This window comes from Lentilactobacillus diolivorans DSM 14421, assembly GCF_001434255.1.
GTDB lineage: Bacteria > Bacillota > Bacilli > Lactobacillales > Lactobacillaceae > Lentilactobacillus > Lentilactobacillus diolivorans.
On record NZ_AZEY01000068.1, the window covers coordinates 12,152 to 36,120 of the forward strand.

Consider the following 23,969-nt stretch of genomic DNA (forward strand, 5'->3'; position numbering starts at 1 on the left):
ATTAAGCTGGTATTTTATTTACCAGTCTTACCTTCCTTACGGATAATATGTTCATTTTCATAACGAATTCCTTTACCTTTATATGGTTCAGGAGAACGAACAGCACGAACAGATGCTGCAAAATCACCAACAAATTGTTTGCTGATACCACTAATATGAATTGTTGTATTATCAGGTACTTCAACCGTTAAGTAATCAGGTACCTTAATTTCAACGGGGTTTGAATAACCAACGTTCAAAGTTAAAGTCTTACCTTTAAGTTGTGCACGATAACCAACACCAACGAGTTTTAGTGTCTTCTTGAATCCGTTTGTAACACCTTCAACCATATTGTTGAAGTTAGCACGAGTTGTTCCGTGAAGTGCTCGAACCTTATCATTGTAATCTGCAATTGGTTCAAAATTAACTTCATTGTCCTTGACGTTCATCTTAATGACAGATGAAATTTCTCGAGTCAATGAACCCTTTGCCCCTTTTACAGTTACTTTGTTTCCATCAGCTTTTACCTCAACACCTTTGGGTAAAACAACTGTCTTATAACCAATTCGACTCATCAGTTACACCTCCAATTCAATGAATTTTTACCATACATAAGCTAGTACTTCACCGCCGATTTTTTGGGCCCGAGCTTGCTTATCAGTTATAACACCATTAGATGTTGAAATAATAGCAATACCAAGACCGTTTAAAACCTTAGGAACAGCATCAGCTTTTACATATGAACGCAGGCCTGGTTTTGAAATTCGCTTCAAACCAGTGATAACACGTTGTTTATCTTTTCCATATTTCAGGAAAACACGAATAACGCCTTGCTTGTCATCTTCGATATATTCAACATCGCGTACAAAACCCTCACGCTTGAGAATTTCAGCGATGTCGCGTTTGATTTTAGATGCAGGGACTTCAACTGTTTCATGGTATACCATGTTCGCATTACGGATACGAGTTAAAAAGTCTGCAATTGGATCAGTCATAGACATCAGCGCACAACCTCCTTTTTTATATTACCAACTAGCTTTCTTCATGCCTGGAATTTGACCCTTGTGGGCAAGTTCACGGATGCAAAGACGGCATAAATGGAATTTCTTGTATACTGAACGAGGTCGTCCACAACGCTCACAACGAGTATAGTTTTGTGTCGAAAACTTCGCTGGACGTTCACTTTTTACAATTAATGATTTTTTAGCCAATGTGAAACCTCCTCATTATCTGGCAAATGGCATACCGAATTGAGCCAACAATTCATGTGATTCTTCATCGGTGTTTGCAGTAGTTACGATTACAATATCCAAACCGCGAACACGGTTAACATTATCATAATCAATTTCAGGAAAGATCAGTTGCTCCCGAACACCCAACGTATAATTACCACGGCCATCAAAAGCCCGAGCACTTACACCGTGAAAATCACGAACACGGGGTAGAGAAACATTGATTAACTTATCTAAGAAATCATACATTCTATCACCGCGGAGTGTAACTTTAGCACCGATTGACATACCTTCACGTAATCTAAAACCGGCAATTGATTTTTTTGCCTTAGTGACTAATGGCTTTTGACCAGAAATGAGAGCTAATTCAGAGACAGCCTCATCGAGGTTTTTAGCATTTGTAACTGCGTCACCAACACCCATATTTAAAACAATTTTATCAATTTTAGGAGCTTGCATAACTGATTTATAGCTAAACTTGTCCATCATGTGTGGAGTAATTTCGCTAGTGAATTTTTCTCGTAAACGACTTGACATTTAAAAGGTATCCTCCTTTCCTATCTTAATCAATCGCTTTTTGCGACTTCTTTGAGTAACGAACTTTTTTACCATCTTCAACTTTAATTCCAACACGAGTTGGTTCATTAGTTGATGGATCAATAAGCATAACATTGGAAACGTGGATCGGTGCTTCAGCATCAACAATCCCACCTTGGGGATTAGTTGAAGAAGCTTTAGTGTGCTTCTTTACCTTGTTAACACCTTCAACAATCACACGATCTTTAGAAGAAATAGTTTTCGTAACAGTTCCTTCCTTACCTTTGTCCTTACCACTAATAACACGAACTTTGTCACCAGTTTTAACGAACATTTATGGCACCTCCTTATATCCTGGTTGTGATTAAAGTACTTCTGGGGCTAGTGAAACGATCTTCATGAAGTTGCTATCACGTAATTCACGAGCAACCGGGCCAAAGATACGAGTGCCTTGGGGACTCTTGTCATCACGGATCAAAACTGCGGCATTTTCATCAAATCGGATGTATGAACCGTCTGTACGACGAGTAACAGCCTTAGTACGCACAATAACGGCCTTTACAACATCACCCTTTTTGACAACGCCACCTGGTGTTGCTTGTTTAACCGTAGCAACAATTGTATCACCGATACCGGCGTACCTTCTTGTTGAACCACCTAAAACCTTAATAGTTAACAATTCCCGTGCACCTGAGTTGTCGGCAACTTTTAATCGACTTTCTTGTTGAATCACAGGTATATCCTCCCTTCATCGCTAAATCAAAATACGATAATAATAATTAATTAAAGTTAAATAATAACCGCTTTTTCAACAATCTCGATAAGACGGAAACGCTTTGTCTTTGACAATGGACGAGTTTCCATAATACGTACCGTATCGCCAACCTTAGCTTCATTATTTTCATCGTGTGCAGTAAACTTCTTTGAATATCTCACACGCTTACCATATCGCGGATGCGTCTTAATTGTTGATACTAATACAGTGATTGTCTTATCACCTTTATCAGAGACAACGCGTCCTTGATAGACTTTACGCTGGTTACGTTCTTCAGCCATTAATTATACCTCCCTTATCGTAATTATTTGTTTAGTTCTTTTTGACGAAGTGCAGTCTTAATACGTGCAATGTTCTTGCGAACCTGTTTTAATCGCGCAGTATTTTCCAATTGACCTGTGGCTAATTGGAAACGAAGATTGAACAATTCATCTTTATAATCTTTTTCTTTATCAATCATTTGAGCAGTGGTTAATTCATTAATATCTTTAGCCTTCATTTGATTCGCCACCTACTTCCTCACGTTTTATAACTTTAGTACGAACGGGAAGTTTCATTGATGCAAGGCGTAAAGCTTCGTTAGCAACTTCTTCACTAACGCCACCAACTTCAAATAATACCTTTCCGCGCTTAACTGGTGAAACCCAGCCAGCAGGTGTACCTTTACCATTACCCATTCGAACTCCGACACCTTTTTCAGTGTATGACTTGTGAGGGAAGATCTTAATCCAAACTCTTCCGCCACGCTTCATATAACGAGTCATTGCAACACGGGCTGCTTCGATCTGACGGTTTGTAATCCAATGTGAATCAAGGGATTGTAAACCATAATCACCGAAGGTAACCGTCTTACCACCCTTAGCAGAGCCACGAAGCTTGCCACGATGTTCACGACGATGTTTTACACGTTTTGGTACTAACATGTTTATTTCCCTCCTTTGTCAGCGTTACTGCTCTTTGGCTTCTCAGGGAGAATTTCACCACGATAGATCCAAGTTTTTACACCAATTGATCCATAAGTTGTAAAAGCTTCAACCCATGAGTAGTCAATATCTGCTCTTAAAGTATGCAATGGAACAGTTCCATCTGAATATGATTCAACACGGGCCATATCGGCACCATTAAGACGACCAGCAACCTGGGTTTTAATTCCCTTAGCACCAGCACGCATTGTTCGTTGCATTGCTTGACGCATTGCACGACGGAATGCCACACGGCCTTCCAATTGACGAGCAATGTTTTCCCCAACCAACTTGGCGTCCAAATCAGGCTTCTTAATTTCAATAATGTTAATGTGTACACGTTTACCAGTGAGGTTATTGAGCTCTTTACGAAGACTTTCAACCTCTGATCCACCTTTACCAATAACCATACCTGGTTTGGCAGTGTGAATTGAAACGTTAACGCGATTTGCGGCACGTTCAATTTCAACAGTAGATACTGATGCATTGGCAAGACGCTTCTCTATATATTTACGAATTTGTAAATCTTCACGCAAATATGCTGCATAATCTTTACCAGCATACCACTTTGCTTCCCAATCGCGAATGATGCCAACTCGTAAACCATTAGGATTTATCTTATTACCCACGCGTTATCCCTCCTCTTTTTCAGATACAACAACCGTAATATGACTTGTCCGCTTATTAATTGGTGACGCAGATCCCTTAGCACGAGGACGGAACCGCTTAAGAGTTGGTCCTTCATTAACGAATGCTTCACTAACAAATAAGTTTTCACTATCTAAATCAAAATTATTTTCTGCGTTTGCAACGGCAGATTTAAGTACTTTTGAAACAACTGGAGAAGCACCGCGTGGTGTAAAGTCCAAGATTGCGGCTGCTTCAGCAACGCTCTTGCCTCTGATAAGATCGACTACAAGACGGACCTTACGTGCGGCAATACGAACAGTTTTAGCAGTTGCTTTTGCTGATGTAACTTGTTCAGCCATTTGTTATCCTCCTTGTTATTAAACAGTCTTCTTATCGTCGGTACCATGACCATGGAATGTACGTGTTGGAACAAATTCTCCAAGCTTATGGCCTACCATATCTTCCTGAATATAAACGGGAACATGCTTCCGTCCATCATAAACAGCAAATGTATATCCAATGAAACTTGGGAAAATCGTTGATCGTCGTGACCAGGTCTTAATGACTGCCTTTTTATCTTGATCCTTTTGAGCATCTACTTTTTTAAGCAAATATTCATCGGCGAATGGTCCCTTTTTTAAACTACGACTCATTTTGCAACCTCCTCTGTACAAATGTTATTCCAGAAGAATAACAAATGTGTTCTATTACATCTTCGATCCTTTACGACGACGAACAATGAACTTGTTCGAACGTGCTTTCTTAGAACGAGTTTTCTTACCAACTGTCTTCTTACCCCATGGTGATAATGGTGATGGAAGACCAACTGGTGCTTTACCTTCACCACCACCATGAGGATGATCGTTAGGGTTCATAACAGATCCACGAACATGTGGACGCTGACCCTTATAGCGAGTTCGTCCAGCCTTACCAACGTTGATAAGCTCATGTTCTTCATTACCAACTGATCCGATTGTGGCACGATTAACTGAAAGGATCATCCGAACTTCACCAGATGAAAGGCGAACCAAAGCGTATTTCCCATCGCGACCAAGAAGTTGAGCAGATGCACCAGCAGAACGAGCAAGCTGTCCACCTTTTCCAGGTTTGATTTCAATATTATGAATAATTGATCCAACAGGGATATTCACAAGTGGTAATGTGTTACCTGCTTTGATATCAGCATCAGGACCAGATTCAACCTTATCTCCAACTTTTAATCCTTTTGGTGCAATGATGTATGATTTGATTCCATCAGCATAAACAACTAAAGCAATATTAGCAGTCCGATTAGGATCATATTCGATTGATTTAACAGTTGCTGGGACGTTATCTTTAGTACGTTTGAAATCAATAACCCGATATTGGTTCTTGTTACCACCGCCACGGTGACGTACAGTCATTCGACCGTTATTATTACGACCGGCTGTTTTACTCTTTGACTCAAGTAATGACTTTTCTGGCTTGCTTTTCGTAATGCCACTATAGTCAAGACTTGTCATATTACGTCGACCGTTACTGGTTGGCTTATATGTTTTTATGGCCACAACGTTTCCCTCCTAAAATTTAAGATTAATTAATTATTTTTCACTAAATAGTTCAATTTCTTTTGAGTCGTCAGATAAACTAACAATTGCTTTACGGCGCTTCTTGGTATATCCAGTATATCTTCCTTGACGCTTAAGCTTCCCGCGAACGTTCATGATGTTTACTCGAACTACTCGAACATCAAAAATATCTTCAACGGCTTTTTTAACTTGCGTCTTAGTTGCCCGTAAATCAACATCAAACGTGTATGTTTTGTCGTCCATCTTACTGGTTGTTTCCTCAGTAATAACCGGGCGCAAAATAATATCTCGTGATTCCATTATGCGAGCACCTCCTCTACTTGAGAAAGAGCAGCTTTCGTAATGACAACTTTATCATGATCCGCAACGTCTAATGTGTTGATTCCTTGTGCAGAAACAACTTTAACGTTTTCAAGGTTACGTGCTGAAAGCAATGCTTTCTCATTGTCATCTTCCAAAACTACTAATGTCTTAGTTGATACGTTTAGCTTTTCGAGTAAGGCTGCAAATTCTTTAGTTTTTGGAGTTTCAAAGGCTAAAGAATCAACAACAACAAACTTATCATCAGAAACTTTTTCTGATAATACTGACTTCAATGCTAAACGTGAAACTTTGCGTGGCAAACGATATGCGTATGAACGTGGAGTAGGTCCGAAGACGATTCCGCCGCCGCGCCATTGTGGTGAACGAATTGATCCTTGACGAGCTCTACCAGTTCCCTTTTGACGCCATGGCTTCTTACCACCACCGCGAACAGCGGAACGGTTCTTTACAGAATGAGTTCCTTGACGTAAAGAAGCACGCTGCATCACAATCGCATCAAAAATAACATTGTTATTAGGTTCAATTCCAAAAACACTATCGTTCAATGAAACTGTGCCATTCTTACTTCCGTCTTGTTTATATAATGCTACATCAGTCATTTATGGTTGCCTCCTTTCTACTTTTTTGAGCTGCGAACAGCTGATCGAATTGTTACAAACGATTTGTTAGCACCAGGGACATTACCCTTAATCAAAATGACATTATTGTCTAAGTCAGTGCTTACAATTTCCAAATTCTGAATAGTAACCGTCTTATTACCCATACGTCCTGGTAATTTCATACCTGGAACAACTCGGTTGATAATAACACCAAGTGAACCTGGACGACGATGATATCGAGAACCATGAGTTTCTGGTCCACGTGATTGACCATCTTTATGGATGTTACCTTGGTATCCATGACCTTTTGTGGTTCCAGTTACATCAACGCTGTCGCCTGGCTTAAAGATATCTGCTTTTACTTCATCAGCTACCTTATAATCTCCCAGCTCAACATCTTTGATTTCTTTAATGAAGCGCTTAGGAGTAGTATTTGCTTTCTTTGCATGACCTTGTTCTGGCTTATTGGTAAGCACAGCACGCTTGTCTGAGTATCCTAACTGTACAGCATCGTAACCATCATTTTCGACAGTCTTAACTTGCATAATAACGTTAGGAGTCACTTCAACAACAGTTACTGGAACTAACTCGCCGTTATCAGTGAAGACTTGCGTCATTCCAACTTTTTTTCCTAAGATTCCTTTTCTGGTCATGAGTACACCTCCGATATATTGTATTTATTAAAGTTTAATTTCAATGTCCACGCCACTTGGCAAGTCGAGTTTCATTAATGAATCGACTGTCTTTGGTGTTGGATTTAAAATATCGATTAGTCGTTTATGAGTCAAAATTTCAAATTGCTCACGCGCATCTTTAAATTTATGTGGTGAAGCAAGAACAGTATAGATTGTTCGCTCAGTTGGCAATGGAATTGGGCCAGAAATAGTAGCACCAGTTCTTTGCGCAGTTGCAACAATCTTGTCTGCTGATTGATCTAGGATACGATGTTCGTATGCTTTCAAACGAATCCGAATTTTTTGTTTTGCCATTGTGTTCCCTCCTTCGTCTATTTTGGAAATAGGACTAACTCCGTGAAAATTACCGCCAAACCCATGGCAAAGCATCCGGGTGTGTCGCAACCTTTCACATCAAAGCTAATACATAATTGATTTTGGGCAAACTAATCCCCAAAAACAAGTACTCAAATAGTGTACTAAAAATTGGCGCATAAAACAAGTATCAGCGGTAATAAATTTATTTTGTAACATTCTTGTCACGAATCACAAAACCTTCGTTATACCTCTTTCCTTGTTAAGTAAGAAAATTTCTTAATCAATCTTTGAGGTCGCTACATCTTAAATGTCTGTTGATTTGTTATTAAGTCTTCCCTCGGTTCGAAACTTATTTACCTAATCAGCCATGAGACTAGACGTCCTCACTTTTATCTCCCTCTGTCACGAACTGAATAACTTAATTCAAAATACGATCAGTGAAAATTTGAAGGTCGTCATTCACATTCGTAACTTGTCGTTTTAGATTCTCCACACTCACCCAACATCGTTGTAAATTTATCCGTATATCTGCTACTTATATCAACGTAGCTAAAAAATGTAAGTATCAGTTTAAAACACCTATCATCAATTCGAATTACTAGTCGCTGATAATCAAAAAGCAATTGCAAAAGTTAATCGGCGCACTCGACGGATAAACATCATTAGCCGTTTGCGATATTTCTGCAGATAAAGTCCAATCGATATATTGCAACTTCCTTAAATTTATATGGCCGTGCAAGTTACCTTTCAGCTCATTCTTAAAAAGGCCGTAAAGAACCTGGAGTGTCTCCAAAGCCCTTTCACACTTACAAAAGCATCTAATATCGTAAAGTAAAACCGACATCTCACTTGCTAATCATTTATAGCAGGAACTGATCGAAGAAAGATCATTGTTTAGATTCGGTTTTAGTAAATCAAAACTATTCTCGTTCTTAACTCACTTGATCATTCAATGGCAATTATAATTTTCAAAAACACTATAGTTGTCATTCAGAACAATGTGCAAACAAAAAAGGTTGAACAAAATTTCTTTTGTCCAACCTCAAAGAGAATCATATTATTCCCCGGTGTTGCCACCGTTCTTTTTAATAATCTCGGCTTGAATACTCTTTGGAACAGCTTCGTAATGGTCAAATGTCATTGTGAAAGTACCACGACCTTGTGATGCAGAACGAAGAGTTGTTGCATAACCGAACATCTCAGCCAATGGAACGAATGAGTGGATAACTTCTGCGCCACTCCGACTTTCCATCCCTTCAACACGGCCACGTCGAGCAGTAACTTGACCCATGATATCTCCCATGTATTCTTCAGGGACATTAATATCAACTTTCATGATTGGCTCAAGAATTACTGGATCAGCCGTTTTAGCAGCGTTTCGAAGAGCTAATGATGCAGCAACTTTAAATGCAGCTTCACTAGAATCAACTTCATGATAACTTCCATCATATAATTTGGCTTTAAGATCAACTAATGGATAGCCGGCTAAAACACCATTCGATAATGATTCCTTCAATCCCTGTTCAACAGCAGGAATGTACTCACGAGGGACAACACCACCAACAATAGCGTCTTCAAACTCGAATCCTTTTCCTTCTTCATTCGGAGTGAATTCGATCCAAACATCACCATATTGCCCTTTACCACCTGACTGACGAATAAATTTACCTTGAGCTGACGTTTTCTTAGTAAATGCTTCACGATATGAAACTTGTGGCGCACCAACAGTTGCTTCAACATGGAATTCACGTTTCATTCGGTCAATAATAATGTCCAAATGTAACTCACCCATTCCGGCAATCAAAGTTTCACCAGTTTCAGGGTTAGTTTCAGCCTTGAAAGTCGGATCTTCTTCTGAAAGCTTTTGTAAAGCAACATTCATCTTATCTTGGTCAGCCTTAGTCTTAGGCTCAACAGCAACTTGAATAACTGGGTCTGGAAATTCCATAGATTCAAGGTGAAGTGGTCGGTTAACATCAGTCAACGAATCACCAGTAGTGGTGTTCTTTAAACCAATAGCAGCCGCAATATCACCAGAGAACACTTCTGGAATTTCCTGACGATGATTTGAATGCATTTGGAGCAAACGACCAACACGTTCACGTTTGTCCTTAGTAGCATTCAAAATATATGAACCAGATTCAAGCGTACCAGAGTAAACTCGGATATAAGTCAAACGACCAACAAAGGGGTCAGTAGCAACTTTAAATGCTAGTGCAGCAAAACTTGCATCATCATTTGCCTTTAACTCAATCTTATCACCTGTGTCAGGATCAGTTGCATTGTATGGCTTAACATCAAGAGGTGATGGCAAATAATCAATAGTAGCATCCATCAACATTTGAACGCCCTTGTTCTTAAATGCTGATCCGGCCAATACAGGGAATAACTCGAGGTTTAAGGTTGCTTTACGAATAGCAGCCTTTAATTCAGCTTTGCTGATTTCTTCGCCTTCAAGATATTTATCCATAATGTCATCGTCAACATCAGCAACCGTCTCAATTAATTGTTCACGTCGCTTATTTGCTTCTTCTTTGTACTTGTCAGGAACATCAACTGTGTCCCACTCAGTACCAAGTTGATCTTCATCATAAAGATCAGCCTTCATTTCAATAAGGTCAATGACCCCTTCAAAATCATCTTCAGCACCAATTGGCATTTGGATAGGAAGTGGCTTAGCATTTAAACGGTCAGCAATCGATTGAACGGAAAAATCAAAGTTGGCACCAACTTTATCCATCTTGTTAACAAATACGATACGAGGAACATCATAGTCTGATGCTTGCCGCCAAACAGTTTCAGTTTGTGGCTCAACACCGGCTTGAGCATCCAAAACAGCAATAGCACCATCTAGCACCCGAAGTGAACGTTCAACTTCAACCGTGAAGTCCACGTGTCCTGGGGTATCAATAATGTTGATACGATGGTCTTTCCATTGAGCAGTCGTGGCAGCAGATGTAATCGTGATACCACGTTCTTGTTCTTGTGGCATCCAGTCCATTTGTGAAGCGCCATCATGGGTTTCACCAATTTTGTGAATTTTACCAGTATAGTACAAGATACGTTCAGTAGTTGTCGTCTTACCAGCATCAATATGGGCCATAATTCCGATATTACGAGTTTTTTCGAGCGGAAACTCTCGTTTGTTAGCCATTGTGTAACTCCTTCCGATTCGTACAAAAAGTGGCCAAATTAGCCACCTACTAATTTAAAACTATTGGATAGCCTGATATTACCAACGATAATGTGCAAATGCACGGTTAGCTTCAGCCATCCGATGTGTATCTTCACGCTTCTTAACAGCAGCACCAGTATTGTTAGCAGCATCCATGATTTCACGTGCAAGACGTTCAGTCATCGTATGCTCACCACGTGAACGTGCGTAATTAACAAGCCAACGAAGTGCCAATGTTGTCCGACGATCAGGACGAACTTCGATTGGAACTTGATAGTTAGAACCACCAACACGTCGAGCCTTTACTTCAAGTACAGGCATAACGTTCTTCATTGCTTCTTCAAAAACATCAACTGGTTCGTTGTTTGTTTCTTCTTTAATTAAATCAAATGCACCATATAAAATTTGTGATGCAGTACCACGTTTTCCGTCTAACATTAAACGGTTAATTAAACGGGTTACCAATTTTGAATTGTAAATTGGATCAGGAAGTACTTCCCGCTTTTGAACATTTCCTTTTCTAGGCATTTCGTTATCCTCCTCATGATTCTATAAAACAAATTAATTAGATTGCATAATGAAAATTATTCTTTAGGCTTCTTAGTACCGTATTTAGAACGACCTTGACGACGATCCTGAACACCGGCAGTATCAAGAGCACCACGAATAACGTGATAACGAACACCAGGTAAATCCTTTACACGGCCACCACGAATTAAAACAACACTATGTTCCTGAAGGTTATGACCAATTCCAGGAATATATGCAGTAACTTCGATTAGGTTTGATAAACGAACACGAGCATATTTACGTAAAGCTGAGTTAGGCTTCTTTGGTGTCATCGTACCAACACGGGTTGCAACACCTCGTTTTTGAGGGGCTGGAACAGTAACGGCCTTCTTCTTAAAACTATTGTAAGCATAGTTTAAAGCTGGTGACTTTGATTTTGAACTTCTAGAATGACGTCCTTTACGGACCAATTGATTAATTGTAGGCATCTAAAAAGTACTCCTTTCAATTTTTGTTATAAGTCCACACATCCAGGCGGTTCTTTTTTATGTAAAAAGAAATGTGTACCGCCCAACACTTTTTGTCATAAACAGTCAGCATGTCTGATTATTCAGGAATCTGTCACAAAAAGCACCTTGTCTAATTTATCATGACTAACAAATTGTGTCAATCATTCTGAAAAATAATTTTAAATTTACGACAAAAGAACAAAACTTTAGTCGTTTTTCGTAGTTAATTATTGGAGGTAAAATCATGATAATTTTAAACTTTTTCATAGGTGCCAGTCTTGCTTCCTTTGTCAATTTGGTTGTCATTAGGAAGTGCCGCAACGAATCGATTGTTTGGCCACGTTCGCACTGCGACACATGTGGCAACCAATTAGGGGCGATTGATCTGATCCCGGTGCTCAGTTACATTATTCTAATTGGCAAGTGTCGCCAATGCAAACAGCACATCCCAATCAGTTCATTTTTAGTTGAAATCCTTCTTGGTGTCGCTTTTGCATCAACGCCACTTCAAATTGAAGCACTGACCTTCTTAGGTTCGATCTTGATTCTAACTTACCTGAGTTTGTTTGACCATAGAACACAACTCATTCCAACAACCGGCATTTGCCTTCTCTTTGCCAGTTGCTTCGTGGAATCTAATCAGCCACTTAGCCACATCATTGTTGCTATATTTATTTATTTAGGTGTTCAGCTTGTCAACCGCAAGCAATTTTTTGTTGGCAGCGGTGATATCGATATTTTGTTTTGTCTATGGTTAGCATCTACCATTAATTTACTTCTTTGGACAATTTGTCTGGCATGTGTCTTTGCAACCTTTTATTTAATTATTGCTCCCTGGCCAAAAGAAAATAAAATCCCATTCGTTCCTTTTTTAACCATGGGTTACTTTATTGCTTATAGATTTTCTGATTTTCTGTCAGTTTACCCGACAACAATTGCTTTTTAGAAATTTTATATGTATCAAAAAAGCGTTCAACAGCAAGCCGGTTTCCCGTTTTGCTGTTGAACGCTTTTTAACTAAATTAAGTCGTGATTACTTGGTCGATTTGCTTTTACTTGCATCTTCGGCCTTCATTTTCTTTTCAAGCTCACTAATGGAATAAACACCATCAGTCGATGAGCTACCAATCTCTTCCGGCTTAATACCACGATAATCTGGCATTCCTGTTCCTGCTGGAATTAATTTACCAATGATAACATTTTCCTTTAGTCCAACAAGTGGATCGTTCTTACCACGAATAGCAGCATCGGTAAGAACTCTTGTTGTTTCCTGGAATGATGCAGCTGACAAGAAACTGTTTGTTTCAAGAGCAGCTTTGGTAATTCCTAGCAATACCGGTCGCGATGTTGCTGGGATTCCACCAGAAACAACCGTATCGGCATTACTATTCTTAAAGTCATTAATATCCATCAACGTACCAGGCAGCACATCAGTATCACCGGGATCCATAATCCGAACTTTACGGAGCATTTGTCGAATCATAATTTCCACATGCTTATCTGAAACTTCCACACCCTGCATTCGATAAACTTTTTGAACTTCATGCAAGAGGTAATTTTCAGTTGAAAGGACATCTCGAACCTTCAACAATTCCTTTGGATCAACAGAACCTTCGTTCAACGCAGATCCACGGTGAATGAAGTCACCTTCAGCAACTTTCATTTGAGCCGTAATCGGAACTGTATAAGTTCTTGTGTCAGATTCACCTTTAATCGTGATTTCCTTAGTTCTTTCAGCGGGATTTTCTTCAATCGATTCAACTGTACCAGTAACTTCACTGATTTCAGCTTTACCTTTTGGATTCCGAGCTTCAAAAATTTCTTGAACACGAGGAAGACCTTGGGTGATATCGGCATTACCAGCAACACCACCAGTATGGAAGTTCCGCATCGTTAACTGAGTACCAGGTTCACCAATTGATTGGGCAGCAACAGTACCAACTGCTTCACCAACTTCAACTTCATCACCAGTAGCTAAATTACGACCATAGCATTTCTCACATACGCCGTGAACCGTGTTACAAGTAAATGCTGAACGAATCGTTACCTCAGTAATGCCAGCAGCATCAATCTTCTGGGCAGCATCTTCATTAATCATATCATTGGCTGCAACAATCACTTCACCAGTCTTAGGATTCTTAACCGTCTTGTGAGCGTATCGACCAACAATTCGATCATAAAGTGGCTCAATCATTTCATTACCTTCACGAATAGCGCTAATGGTTAATCCACGATCAGTTCCACAATCCTTTTCACGAACGATGACATCTTGAGCCACATCAACGAGTCGACGGGTCAAGTAACCAGAGTTGGCGGTCTTAAGGGCAGTATCAGTCATTCCTTTACGAGCACCATGGGTTGAAATAAACATTTCCAAAACAGAAAGTCCCTCACGGAAGTTTGATGTGATTGGTAATTCCATGATTTCGCCGTTAGGAGCAGCCATCAAGCCACGCATTCCGGCCAACTGAGTAAAGTTTGAAATGTTACCACGAGCACCAGAATCACTCATCATAAAAATAGGGTTTTGAGGATCTTGGGCTTCCATCAAATGTTTTTGAATAACATCTTTGGCATCATTCCAAATACCAATTACTCGTTCATAACGTTCATGGTCAGTAATTAAACCACGACGGAACTGTTTGGTAACCATGTCAACTTTTTTATGAGCATCATCAATAATTTCTTGTTTATCAGGCAATTGCGTGATATCGGAAATACCAACGGTCAACCCAGATTTAGTTGATTCGTTATAGCCCAGATCCTTCATTCGATCAAGGAAGAAAGATGTTTCGGTTACTTTGTATTTCTTATAAACCTCGGCAATGATGTCACTTAAATACCCCTTCTTGAAAGGTGGTACTATTTTGGTATTCTGCAGATGTTCATGGATATCCTCACCAGGAGCAAGGAAGTACTTGTCATCAACAAATCCGTTTAAATTAGTTTCAGTTGGTTCATTAATATATGGGAAATCAGGAGGTAGAATCTGATTAAAGATGATTTTACCAACGGAAGTAACCAAGATTTTACCTAACTGTTCCTTAGTAAACGTCTTTTTTGCATAAACCGAAGTTTGGATTCCCACTCTTGAATGCCAATGAACAATACCGTTCTTATATGCTAATTGTGCCTCATCAGGTGAATTAAAGATCATTCCTTCACCTTCACGACCTTTTTCTTCCATCGTTAGATAATAGTTACCGATAACCATATCCTGAGATGGCGTTACAACTGGTTTTCCATCTTTAGGTGCTAAGATATGCCCAGCAGCAAGCATTAACAATCGAGACTCGGCTTGAGCTTCATCAGACAATGGCACATGAATTGCCATTTGATCCCCATCAAAATCGGCATTATAAGCTTCACATACCAGTGGATGAAGACGCATTGACTTTCCACTTACCAGAACAGGCTCAAATGCCTGAATTCCAAGACGGTGAAGTGTTGGCGCCCGGTTTAATAAAACTGGATGTTCTTTAATAACGTCTTCCAATACGCTAAAGACATCATCATCTTGACGCTCAATCTTCCGCTTAGCGTTCTTAATGTTAGACGCTAACTTCCGACCAACCAATTCCTTCATGATAAACGGCTTGAATAATTCCATCGCCATCGGAACAGGCAATCCCATTTGGTTCATCTTCAAATGAGGACCAACATCAATAACTGAACGACCAGAGTAGTCAACACGCTTACCAAGCAAGTTTTGGCGGAATCGTCCCTGCTTACCTTTCAACATGTGTGATAGTGACTTAAGTGGACGGTTACCAGGGCCTGCAACTGGTCGGCCGCGACGACCGTTATCAATTAATGCATCAACGGCTTCTTGAAGCATCCGCTTTTCGTTTTGAACGATAATACCAGGGGCATTCAAATCAAGCAACCGCTTCAACCGATTATTACGGTTGATAACTCGACGATACAAATCATTTAAATCAGAAGTGGCAAATCGACCACCTTCAAGTTGAACCATCGGTCGTAGATCAGGTGGAATAACAGGAATTGCATCCATTACCATCCATGAAAGCTTATTACCAGATTGAACGAAGGCTTCCAAAATATCCAGTCGTCGAACAGCCCGGGTTCGCTTTTGACCGGTAGCATTTTTCAATTCATCCTTTAATTCGGTAACCTCTTTGTTAACATCAACATCATTTAACAATGTCTTAATTGCTTCGGCACCAATTTGAGCTTCAAAACGGGGACCGTATTCCTGTTTCTTATCACGATATTCCCGTTCTGAAAGCAGTTGCTTCTTTTCCATAGGTGTATTACCCGGTTCAGTAACCACATAGGAAGCAAAATAAATAATTTCTTCAAGTGCTCGTGGACTCATGTCCAATACCAAGCCCATTCGACTTGGAATACCTTTAAAGTACCAAATATGAGTCACTGGAGCTGCTAATTCAATATGACCCATTCGTTCACGACGGACTTTTGAACGAGTTACTTCCACACCACAGCGATCACAAACAATTCCTTTATATCGGATCCGTTTGTACTTACCGCAGGCACACTCCCAGTCCTTAGTTGGACCGAAAATCCGCTCATCGAACAAGCCGTCTTTTTCAGGTTTTAAAGTTCGGTAGTTAATTGTCTCAGGTTTTTTAACTTCACCATAGGACCAACTACGAATTTTGTCGGGAGAGGCTAGCCCAATTTGCATACTCTCAAATTTATTAACATCGACCACTAGTTTGACCTCCCTTAGTCATTACTATTGTTAGCGTTAGTTGATTTGGCATCAGTTGACTTGGCTTCAAGCTCCGCAGTCTCTTTATTTTCCTGGTCCTTTTTTTCTTGATCTTTCTTTTCAGCAATCTTACTTAAAGCATCAACGTTGACAACATCGTCATCATCGTCTAAATCTCGTAGTTCGATTTCTTTATGGCTGTTATCAAGAACTTTCATATCAAGACCAAGGGCTTGTAATTCTTTAACAAGTACTCGGAATGATTCTGGGACACCTGGCTTTGGAATTGGTTCGCCCTTAACGATTGCTTCGTAAGTCTTAACTCGGCCAACAACGTCGTCAGACTTATACGTCAAGATTTCTTGCAAGGTATAAGCAGCACCATAAGCTTCAAGAGCCCAAACTTCCATTTCACCAAAACGCTGACCACCAAATTGTGCTTTACCACCAAGTGGTTGTTGGGTAACTAATGAATAAGGTCCAATAGAACGTGCATGGATCTTATCATCAACCATGTGGGCAAGCTTCAGATAATGCATGACACCAACGGCAATCTTCTTATCAAATGGCTCACCAGTTCGACCATCATATAAGATATATTTACCGTCAGAAGGCATCCCAGCTTCTTTAACAGCGTCCCAGATATCTTTATCACGAGCACCATCAAAAACAGGTGTTGCAACGTGGATACCAAGACGACGGGCAGCCATTCCTAAATGAAGTTCCAAAACTTGACCAATGTTCATTCGTGAAGGTACACCCATGGGACTCAGCATAATATCAACTGGTGTTCCATCAGGTAAGAATGGCATGTCCTCTTCAGGGATAACAACGGAAACCGTTCCTTTATTACCATGACGACCGGACATTTTGTCACCAACCTGGATCTTACGCTTCTGGGCAATATATACTCGAACCATCTTGTTAACACCAGGAGAAAGTTCATCTCCATTTTCACGGGTAAAGACTTTTACATCCTGGATAATACCGCCACCACCATGAGGAACTCTTAATGAAGTATCACGAACTTCCCGTGACTTTTCACCAAAAATTGCATGGAGTAAGCGTTCCTCGGCAGATAATTCAGTAACTCCCTTTGGCGTTACTTTACCAACCAAGATATCGCCATCATGAACCTCAGCACCAATCCGAACCGTTCCAGTTTCATCGAGGTTCTTCAATGCGTCTTCACCAACATTAGGAATTTCTCGAGTCATTTCCTCAGGTCCTAATTTAGTATCTCGAGTTTCGGATTCATACTCTTCAATATGAATTGAAGTATAAACATCGTCTTTAACAAGTCGCTCACTAATTGCGATGGCATCTTCAAAGTTATAACCTTGCCAAGTCATAAAGGCAACAATTGGGTTTTGACCAAGCGCTAATTCGCCACCCTCCATGGATGGGCCATCAGCTAAAACTTCGTCATTATCAACGCTATCGCCAACTTTAACAATTGGTCGTTGGTTGTAGTTCTTACCACCATTTGAACGACGGAATTTCATTAGTTTGTATTTATCAAGCGTACCATCTTCACGTCGAATTCGAATTTCACGAGCATCGACATATTCAACAGTCCCATCATGCTTACAAATTAAAGCAACACCAGAATCATGGGCAGCTTTGTACTCAATACCAGTTCCAACAAGCGGTGCGTGCGGATCAATTAAAGGAACTGCTTGACGTTGCATGTTAGCACCCATCAACGCACGGTTAGAATCATCATTTTCCAAGAATGGAATACATGCAGTTGCAACAGCAACTACTTGCTTAGGTGAAACGTCCATGTAGTCAACTTTATCAATGCTGATTTCAATGTTATTTGACCTATGACGAGCCATGACAATCTTATTTTCAAACGAGCCATCATCATTTAATGGTGAGTTAGCTTGTGCAATAACAAAGTTATCTTCTTCGTCGGCAGTTAAATAATCAATTCGATCCGTTACCTTATGAGTAGTCCAATCAACACGGCGATATGGTGTTTCAATAAAGCCATATTTGTTAACCCGGGCATAGCTGGAAAGACTGTTAATCAATCCGATGTTAGGTCCTTCAGGAGTTTCAATTGGACACATCCGGCCGTAGTGGGTGTAGTGAACATCCCGGACTTCATATCCGGCACGATCACGAGTCAAACCGCCAGGTCCAAGGGCAGACAAACGACGCTTATGAGTTAACTCGCCAAGTGGGTTCGTTTGATCCATGAATTGTGATAATTGAGATGAACCAAAGAATTCTTTGATGGAGGCAACCACTGGTCGAATATTAATCAACTGTTGTGGTGTAACGGTCGAGGCGTCCTGAATTGACATCCGCTCTCTAACGACCCGTTCCATCCGTGATAATCCAATTCGGAATTGGTTCTGTAACAACTCACCAACCGAACGAATTCGTCGGTTACCCAAGTGATCAATATCATCAATTGAACCAATACCTTCTTGTAAGTTAAAGAAGTAATTCATTGAAGAAATAATATCAGCTGGTGTAATGTGTTTAAAACTCAATGGAATATTATCATTACCAATAATTGGTACAACCCGATCAGGATCATTAACGGATTGAACCTTCACGATTTGAACCGTCATTGGTTTAGTGACAACAGCTTCATCAGAAGGATTGAAAGTGTACGCCTTAAAATCCTTTTGATCAAGATAAGGGGCCAAATCTTTCATAACATCTTTTGTAACGACAGTGCCCTTTTGAGCAATAACCTCACCAGTATCAGGATCAGCTAATGTTTCTGCTAATGTTAATCCCAATAATCTAGTCTTTAAGCTTAACTTCTTGTTAGTCTTATAACGACCAACTGGTGCCATATCATAGCGCTTAGGATCAAAGAATCGTGCAGTTAACAAGCTCCGTGATGAATCAGCAGTCTTGGGTTCCCCTGGACGTAGTCGTTCATAAATGTCCTTTAACGATTCTTCAACACGAGAATCATCCGTATCTTTATGAACATCTTTTTCCAAAGTAAGTCCCAAACTATCGTTATCACCTAAAATATCAGTAATTTCATCATCACTACCAAAGCCAAGTGCTCTGATTAATTCAGTTAAAGGAATCTTTCTTGTTCGATCAATTCGAACATACGCGATATTTTTTGCATCGGTTTCAAACTCAAGCCAGGCACCTCGGTTAGGAATGACAGTAGTGCCATATGAAGGACGACCATTCTTGTCAGTATCTTCATGATAATAAACACCGGGTGAACGAACTAATTGGGAAACAATTACTCGTTCTGCCCCATTAATAATAAAAGTACCTTGATCAGTCATTAATGGAAAATCGCCAAAGAATACATCTTGTGTCTTAATTTCACCAGTCTCGTGATTGGTTAATTTCAAAGTAATATGAAGTGGTGCAGAGTAGTTTGCCTCGTGTTCCCGTGCTTCATCAACAGTGTATTTTGGTTCTAATAATTGATAATCAACAAACTCTAATGATAGTTTTCCTTGAAAATCATCGATTGGCATAATGCCATCGAATGTTTCGCGAAGTCCCTCATCTAAAAACCAGTGGTAAGAATCAGTCTGGATTTCAATAAGGTTTGGTAGATCAAGCACTTCTTTAATCCGTGCATAACTTCGTCGGGTACGGTGTTTTCCGTATTTAACTAAATGTCCTGCCAAGTTTTTCACCTCTCCAAAAAATTCAGGAATCGAAATGTTACAATTTGATTACAATTGCACCTTTTTAGGTATTTTACCGGATTTTGGGCAAAAGAAAACCAAAAACAAGTCCAACTTGCTTTTGGTTTTTATGCAGGCCAACCCGGACAATAGATCGCGTCGACCATTTCGATTCACAACAAATACAGTTAACAATATAACAACTTATTCAAAACTTGTCAACACAATGAACTTTGAATCGCCTTTTATTTTTTATTATTTACCAATGTCTTTCGATCGGGCTTCTTGACTGAAATTGTGATTTGATCATTTCGACCACCAACGGTTACCGAATCACCAGGAACAATTTCCTTCGATAATAGTTTTTCACTTAATTTATCTTCAAGCTCAGTTTGAATAGCACGTCGAATTGGACGAGCACCATACTGAGGATCATAACCACGCTTGGAAATAATGCCAATTGCGGTCTTGGTAACCTTGATATCGATTCCCTGATCGTGAATTCGTTTAATTACCGGTCGAGTCATGAAGTGAACGATCTTATCAAGTTCCGTCTTAGTTAATGAGTGGAAGACAACCACTTCATCAATTCGGTTCAAGAACTCAGGACGGAATCGTTGTTTCAATGCAGCCTGGATCGTATCCTTCATAGCATTGTAGTCTTCTTTAGTATCTTCCTGACCAAAACCAACTGTCTTCTTATCACGGAGGGTTGTAGCACCAAGGTTCGAAGTCATGATGATAACTGTGTTTCTAAAGTCAATTTTTCGACCCTTGGAATCAGTCAGATAACCATCATCCAACACTTGTAGAAGTAAGTTAAAGACATCTGGATGAGCCTTTTCAACTTCATCAAATAAGACAACAGAATATGGCTTTTGACGAACCTTTTCCGTTAATTGGCCACCCTCGTCATAACCAACATATCCTGGCGCAGAACCAATCAAACGACTAGTCGAATATTTTTCCATGAACTCACTCATGTCAACTCGAATAATATCGTCTTCAGATCCAAAGACTGCTTCAGCAACCGCCTTGGCTAACTCGGTCTTTCCGACCCCCGTTGGTCCTAAGAACATGAATGAACCAATTGGACGATTTGGATCTTTCAACCCACTTCGGGCACGCCTAATCGAGCGCGATACAGCGGAGATTGCTTCTTCTTGTCCGACAACTCGTTGATGAAGAACTTTTTCAAGGTTAACCAGCCGATCAGCTTCACTGCGACTTAATCGGGTCACCGGAATTCCAGTCCACTCCGCCACAATTTGGGCAACATCCTGACCAGTTTCCTTAACAGGATACTTGGTATCAGTCTTATCATCAGTGTCTTCTTTGTCTTCAGCCAACTCATCCTGCAATTTGTTTGCTTGCTTTCTAATCTTAGCGGCTTTTTCATAGTCCTGCGCGACCAACGCCTCATTCAATTGTGAAAGTAAATCTGATAGCTTTTTGTGATCATCAACAACATCTGAACTTTGTAAATGATCAATTCGAACCTTGGCAGCTGCTTCATCCATTAAATCAATTGCCTTATCAGGCAAGAATCGATCACTAATGTAACGATTCGATAGGCTTACGGCTGATTGAATGGCGTCATCTGTAATCTCAACATGATGATGTTGCTCGTACTTAGGGCGTAATCCTTTCAAAATCTGAACGGTTTCGTCCGTTGTCGGCTCATCAACCATCACTTTAGCAAAGCGACGTTCTAACGCAGCATCTGATTCGATATACTTTTGATATTCTTCCAGAGTTGTTGCACCAATTAATTGAAGCTCGCCGCGAGCTAAAGCCGGCTTTAAAATGTTAGATGCATCAATTGCTCCTTCAGCACCACCAGCACCAATTAAAGTGTGCAATTCGTCAATAAATAAGATGATATTCCCATCTTGGTAAATTTCATCGATGACTTTCTTCAGGCGATCCTCAAACTCACCACGATACTTCGTCCCGGCAACCAACGAACCCATGTCAAGCATCATTAAACGCTTATGGGCCATGTCACCAGGGACATCGCCATTCACGATTCGCTCGGCTAAGCCTTCAGCAATCGCCGTCTTACCAACACCAGGTTCACCAATTAAAACTGGGTTATTTTTAGTCCGACGAGCTAAAATTTGTACAACACGTTTAACTTCGAGATCACGACCAATTGTTGGATCAAGACGATCTTCCCGCGCCATCTCAGTTAGGTCACGAGCTAATGAATCAATAGTTGGTGTCTTTGAATCAGAGCGTTTGGACTGACGGGTGCCTCGTTGTTTTGAAGCCATGTTCGACCCCATCGATCCACCGCTAATCCCCATCTTTCTTAAAGTTACTTTACGGATTTGTGATAGATCAAGTCCTAAATTAATTAGAATTCTTGATGAAAGAATCGTTTCATCAGTTAATAGTGAAAGCAAAATGTGTTCCGTTCCAACTTTTGGAACACCGTTTTTCTTGGCAAATTCACCCGCTTGTGCCAATACCTCTTTAGCTTTTGGAGAGTATGGTAAATAATCGTTGCTGCTAAGATCCTTTAAATTGCCATACCCGGCAAAGCGTTCTACTTCTTCTGTCACATCTTCAGCAGTTACTGAAAATTGCTGAAGTGCCTTATAAGCGATCCCATTAGTTTCAATCAGTAGACCCAGCAAAAGGTGTTCAGTACCAATAGCTTGATGCTTAAATTTCTTAGCTTGTTCCTGAGCTATGGTTAAAACGTTCTTAGCGCTTGGCGTAAATAAATTATTCATAGATACCCTCGCTTTCTATCGTTCGTAACGCAAACGATTTAAAATTGATATCATGATATTTGCTCTCAAGATATCCGTTAAATCGTTATTGTTCAAATCAATTGCGTCTTTGTCAATTGCCGCCAGAATAATGCTCACCTCTCGACGATCAATTAAGTCATTATTATATAACGTTTGAACGATTGTTTCACTATCTCTTTTCGATAACTTGTTGCCAATTGCGGCAATCAGCGAATCCAAAACGTCAATGTCATCCAATAAGTGGACTTTCTCTATTCTAATGTAGCCGCCACCACCGCGCTTGCTCTCAACAATATATCCATTTTGAATTGTAAAACGGGTATTAATAACATAGTTAATCTGTGACGGTACAACGTCAAACAAACCAGCGATTTCTGAACGACGAATTTTAATCTGTTCGTTATCAGCAAGGATTTCTTTTAAATAACGTTCAATTAAGTCCGAAATATTTTCGTCCGCCATTTCATCACCCATTCTTTGACTAATATTGACTATTATTATACGAAGAAGTAGAGAAAATGCAATGAAAAGGATTCGGTTTCAATTTTAAGACTTATTAGACCCAACGTTCTTCAAAAATTTAGCCCTAATCAAAGTAGGCAAAACCAAGTAGAAACAAAAGTTCAGACGTTTCTTTATAAAGTATGTTTAACCTGAAAAATTCTGAGAGTACCCAGAGCATACCAAAATCTATATGATCATGCAAAAACGATGCTTTCTTCTATAATAATGACCGCTTCTGTCTTTATGTTAAGCATGAAAATTCAAAAATGTAAGTAAAAAGAAAAAATAGACAAAAAAATCGGGAAAACAAGATTTGAACTTGCGACCCCTACGTCCCGAACGTAGTGCTCTACCAAGCTGAGCTATTTCCCGATGGTGATGTTATTTATTTAGTTGACAAGATTAATATAGCATAAAATGCTTAATCTAAAAAGTCGGGAAGACAGGATTCGAACCTGCGACCCCCTGGTCCCAAACCAGGTGCTCTACCAAGCTGAGCTACTTCCCGAAAACACATCAAAATAAAAAATGCACCCAGTAGGAGTCGAACCTACAACCTTCTGATTCGTAGTCAGACACTCTA

General features: G+C 40.0%; 25 protein-coding genes and 2 tRNA genes. 1 reads left to right on the forward strand and 26 read right to left on the reverse strand.

The genetic code is table 11. From position 1 onward, the window contains the following. Positions 1 to 14: 14 nt before the first annotated feature. From rplF to rpsL, 20 genes are all read right to left on the reverse strand, one after another. The gene (gene rplF, locus FC85_RS06495) at positions 15 to 554 is read right to left on the reverse strand and encodes a 50S ribosomal protein L6 (protein WP_057864733.1); all 540 of its coding nucleotides are present in this window, start codon (positions 552 to 554) and stop codon (positions 15 to 17) included. A 27-nt stretch (positions 555 to 581) separates the two neighbouring features. Then, the gene (rpsH, locus tag FC85_RS06500) at positions 582 to 980 is read right to left on the reverse strand and encodes a 30S ribosomal protein S8 (protein WP_008855790.1); all 399 of its coding nucleotides are present in this window, start codon (positions 978 to 980) and stop codon (positions 582 to 584) included. A 24-nt stretch (positions 981 to 1,004) separates the two neighbouring features. Beyond that, complete coding sequence (locus FC85_RS06505) at positions 1,005 to 1,190, reverse strand: type Z 30S ribosomal protein S14 (protein WP_003635667.1); 186 nt, start codon at positions 1,188 to 1,190, stop codon at positions 1,005 to 1,007. A gap of 15 nt (positions 1,191 to 1,205) precedes the next feature. Then, positions 1,206 to 1,748, reverse strand: coding sequence for a 50S ribosomal protein L5 (rplE, locus tag FC85_RS06510; protein ID WP_057864734.1), 543 nt, complete (start codon positions 1,746 to 1,748; stop codon positions 1,206 to 1,208). Positions 1,749 to 1,773: 25 nt separating this feature from the next. After that, a complete protein-coding gene (gene rplX / locus FC85_RS06515) occupies positions 1,774 to 2,082 on the reverse strand; it encodes a 50S ribosomal protein L24 (protein WP_057864735.1) in 309 nt (102 codons plus the stop codon). 30 nt (positions 2,083 to 2,112) lie between these two features. Continuing rightward, positions 2,113 to 2,481, reverse strand: a complete 369-nt coding sequence (gene rplN, locus FC85_RS06520) for a 50S ribosomal protein L14 (protein WP_057864736.1) — start codon at positions 2,479 to 2,481, stop codon at positions 2,113 to 2,115. Positions 2,482 to 2,537: 56 nt separating this feature from the next. Continuing rightward, positions 2,538 to 2,804: a 30S ribosomal protein S17 gene (gene rpsQ / locus FC85_RS06525; RefSeq protein ID WP_057864737.1), complete on the reverse strand. Its 267-nt coding sequence runs from the start codon at positions 2,802 to 2,804 to the stop codon at positions 2,538 to 2,540. 23 nt (positions 2,805 to 2,827) lie between these two features. Further along, the gene (rpmC, locus tag FC85_RS06530) at positions 2,828 to 3,022 is read right to left on the reverse strand and encodes a 50S ribosomal protein L29 (protein WP_057864738.1); all 195 of its coding nucleotides are present in this window, start codon (positions 3,020 to 3,022) and stop codon (positions 2,828 to 2,830) included. Then, positions 3,012 to 3,446 (reverse strand): 50S ribosomal protein L16, encoded by a 435-nt coding sequence (gene rplP / locus FC85_RS06535; protein WP_057864739.1) that lies wholly within the window; start codon positions 3,444 to 3,446, stop codon positions 3,012 to 3,014. The genes rpmC and rplP overlap by 11 nt, the downstream gene beginning before the upstream one ends. A gap of 2 nt (positions 3,447 to 3,448) precedes the next feature. After that, positions 3,449 to 4,114 carry a 30S ribosomal protein S3 gene (gene rpsC / locus FC85_RS06540; RefSeq protein ID WP_057864740.1) on the reverse strand — a complete coding sequence of 222 codons (666 nt, stop codon included), beginning with the start codon at positions 4,112 to 4,114 and terminating at the stop codon, positions 3,449 to 3,451. Between the two features lie 3 nt (positions 4,115 to 4,117). Beyond that, positions 4,118 to 4,474, reverse strand: a complete 357-nt coding sequence (rplV, locus tag FC85_RS06545; protein ID WP_057864741.1) for a 50S ribosomal protein L22 — start codon at positions 4,472 to 4,474, stop codon at positions 4,118 to 4,120. A gap of 18 nt (positions 4,475 to 4,492) precedes the next feature. After that, positions 4,493 to 4,768 (reverse strand): 30S ribosomal protein S19, encoded by a 276-nt coding sequence (gene rpsS / locus FC85_RS06550; protein ID WP_057864742.1) that lies wholly within the window; start codon positions 4,766 to 4,768, stop codon positions 4,493 to 4,495. 54 nt (positions 4,769 to 4,822) lie between these two features. Then, positions 4,823 to 5,662, reverse strand: a complete 840-nt coding sequence (gene rplB / locus FC85_RS06555; protein WP_083485014.1) for a 50S ribosomal protein L2 — start codon at positions 5,660 to 5,662, stop codon at positions 4,823 to 4,825. 33 nt (positions 5,663 to 5,695) lie between these two features. Beyond that, positions 5,696 to 5,983 (reverse strand): 50S ribosomal protein L23, encoded by a 288-nt coding sequence (rplW, locus tag FC85_RS06560; protein ID WP_057864743.1) that lies wholly within the window; start codon positions 5,981 to 5,983, stop codon positions 5,696 to 5,698. Continuing rightward, a complete protein-coding gene (gene rplD, locus FC85_RS06565; RefSeq protein ID WP_057864744.1) occupies positions 5,983 to 6,606 on the reverse strand; it encodes a 50S ribosomal protein L4 in 624 nt (207 codons plus the stop codon). Before rplD ends, rplW begins: the two co-directional genes overlap by 1 nt. Positions 6,607 to 6,623: 17 nt before the next feature. Beyond that, on the reverse strand, positions 6,624 to 7,259 hold the full coding sequence (gene rplC, locus FC85_RS06570) for a 50S ribosomal protein L3 (RefSeq protein ID WP_057864745.1): 636 nt from the start codon (positions 7,257 to 7,259) through the stop codon (positions 6,624 to 6,626). Positions 7,260 to 7,286: 27 nt separating this feature from the next. Next, a complete protein-coding gene (gene rpsJ, locus FC85_RS06575) occupies positions 7,287 to 7,595 on the reverse strand; it encodes a 30S ribosomal protein S10 (RefSeq protein WP_035444678.1) in 309 nt (102 codons plus the stop codon). A 1,060-nt stretch (positions 7,596 to 8,655) separates the two neighbouring features. Then, positions 8,656 to 10,752, reverse strand: coding sequence for an elongation factor G (fusA, locus tag FC85_RS06580; protein WP_057864746.1), 2,097 nt, complete (start codon positions 10,750 to 10,752; stop codon positions 8,656 to 8,658). A 78-nt stretch (positions 10,753 to 10,830) separates the two neighbouring features. Further along, positions 10,831 to 11,301 (reverse strand): 30S ribosomal protein S7, encoded by a 471-nt coding sequence (gene rpsG, locus FC85_RS06585; protein WP_057864747.1) that lies wholly within the window; start codon positions 11,299 to 11,301, stop codon positions 10,831 to 10,833. A 56-nt stretch (positions 11,302 to 11,357) separates the two neighbouring features. Continuing rightward, positions 11,358 to 11,771, reverse strand: a complete 414-nt coding sequence (gene rpsL, locus FC85_RS06590; protein ID WP_057864748.1) for a 30S ribosomal protein S12 — start codon at positions 11,769 to 11,771, stop codon at positions 11,358 to 11,360. 265 nt (positions 11,772 to 12,036) lie between these two features. On the opposite strand from rpsL, the gene FC85_RS06595 reads away from it, so the two are divergent. After that, complete coding sequence (locus FC85_RS06595; RefSeq protein ID WP_225427601.1) at positions 12,037 to 12,738, forward strand: prepilin peptidase; 702 nt, start codon at positions 12,037 to 12,039, stop codon at positions 12,736 to 12,738. Between the two features lie 87 nt (positions 12,739 to 12,825). On the opposite strand, the gene rpoC is transcribed toward FC85_RS06595, so the two are convergent. The 6 genes from rpoC to FC85_RS06625 form a co-directional block, all read right to left on the reverse strand. Beyond that, complete coding sequence (rpoC, locus tag FC85_RS06600) at positions 12,826 to 16,488, reverse strand: DNA-directed RNA polymerase subunit beta' (RefSeq protein WP_057864750.1); 3,663 nt, start codon at positions 16,486 to 16,488, stop codon at positions 12,826 to 12,828. Positions 16,489 to 16,502: 14 nt separating this feature from the next. Further along, positions 16,503 to 20,129 (reverse strand): DNA-directed RNA polymerase subunit beta, encoded by a 3,627-nt coding sequence (gene rpoB, locus FC85_RS06605; RefSeq protein WP_057864751.1) that lies wholly within the window; start codon positions 20,127 to 20,129, stop codon positions 16,503 to 16,505. Between the two features lie 236 nt (positions 20,130 to 20,365). Next, positions 20,366 to 22,861 (reverse strand): ATP-dependent Clp protease ATP-binding subunit, encoded by a 2,496-nt coding sequence (locus tag FC85_RS06610; protein ID WP_057864752.1) that lies wholly within the window; start codon positions 22,859 to 22,861, stop codon positions 20,366 to 20,368. Between the two features lie 15 nt (positions 22,862 to 22,876). Next, a complete protein-coding gene (locus tag FC85_RS06615; protein WP_057864753.1) occupies positions 22,877 to 23,344 on the reverse strand; it encodes a CtsR family transcriptional regulator in 468 nt (155 codons plus the stop codon). Positions 23,345 to 23,684: 340 nt separating this feature from the next. After that, a tRNA-Pro gene (locus FC85_RS06620) sits at positions 23,685 to 23,758 on the reverse strand. A gap of 62 nt (positions 23,759 to 23,820) precedes the next feature. Beyond that, positions 23,821 to 23,894: transfer RNA gene (locus FC85_RS06625), tRNA-Pro, on the reverse strand. Between the last annotated feature and the right edge of the window lie 75 nt (positions 23,895 to 23,969).

Excerpts from the sequence above, each read along its gene's own strand:
- rplF (WP_057864733.1), bottom strand. The coding sequence starts at position 554 with ATGAGTCGAATTGGTTATAAGACAGTTGTTTTACCCAAAGGTGTTGAG.
- rpsH (WP_008855790.1), bottom strand. The coding sequence starts at position 980 with ATGTCTATGACTGATCCAATTGCAGACTTTTTAACTCGTATCCGTAAT.
- rplE (WP_057864734.1), bottom strand. The coding sequence starts at position 1,748 with ATGTCAAGTCGTTTACGAGAAAAATTCACTAGCGAAATTACTCCACAC.
- rplX (WP_057864735.1), bottom strand. The coding sequence starts at position 2,082 with ATGTTCGTTAAAACTGGTGACAAAGTTCGTGTTATTAGTGGTAAGGAC.
- rpsQ (WP_057864737.1), bottom strand. The coding sequence starts at position 2,804 with ATGGCTGAAGAACGTAACCAGCGTAAAGTCTATCAAGGACGCGTTGTC.
- rpmC (WP_057864738.1), bottom strand. The coding sequence starts at position 3,022 with ATGAAGGCTAAAGATATTAATGAATTAACCACTGCTCAAATGATTGAT.
- rplP (WP_057864739.1), bottom strand. The coding sequence starts at position 3,446 with ATGTTAGTACCAAAACGTGTAAAACATCGTCGTGAACATCGTGGCAAG.
- rplV (WP_057864741.1), bottom strand. The coding sequence starts at position 4,474 with ATGGCTGAACAAGTTACATCAGCAAAAGCAACTGCTAAAACTGTTCGT.
- rpsS (WP_057864742.1), bottom strand. The coding sequence starts at position 4,768 with ATGAGTCGTAGTTTAAAAAAGGGACCATTCGCCGATGAATATTTGCTT.
- rplW (WP_057864743.1), bottom strand. The coding sequence starts at position 5,983 with ATGGAATCACGAGATATTATTTTGCGCCCGGTTATTACTGAGGAAACA.
- rplD (WP_057864744.1), bottom strand. The coding sequence starts at position 6,606 with ATGACTGATGTAGCATTATATAAACAAGACGGAAGTAAGAATGGCACA.
- rplC (WP_057864745.1), bottom strand. The coding sequence starts at position 7,259 with ATGACCAGAAAAGGAATCTTAGGAAAAAAAGTTGGAATGACGCAAGTC.
- rpsJ (WP_035444678.1), bottom strand. The coding sequence starts at position 7,595 with ATGGCAAAACAAAAAATTCGGATTCGTTTGAAAGCATACGAACATCGT.
- fusA (WP_057864746.1), bottom strand. The coding sequence starts at position 10,752 with ATGGCTAACAAACGAGAGTTTCCGCTCGAAAAAACTCGTAATATCGGA.
- rpsG (WP_057864747.1), bottom strand. The coding sequence starts at position 11,301 with ATGCCTAGAAAAGGAAATGTTCAAAAGCGGGAAGTACTTCCTGATCCA.
- rpsL (WP_057864748.1), bottom strand. The coding sequence starts at position 11,771 with ATGCCTACAATTAATCAATTGGTCCGTAAAGGACGTCATTCTAGAAGT.
- FC85_RS06595 (WP_225427601.1), top strand. The coding sequence starts at position 12,037 with ATGATAATTTTAAACTTTTTCATAGGTGCCAGTCTTGCTTCCTTTGTC.
- FC85_RS06610 (WP_057864752.1), bottom strand. The coding sequence starts at position 22,861 with ATGAATAATTTATTTACGCCAAGCGCTAAGAACGTTTTAACCATAGCT.
- FC85_RS06615 (WP_057864753.1), bottom strand. The coding sequence starts at position 23,344 with ATGGCGGACGAAAATATTTCGGACTTAATTGAACGTTATTTAAAAGAA.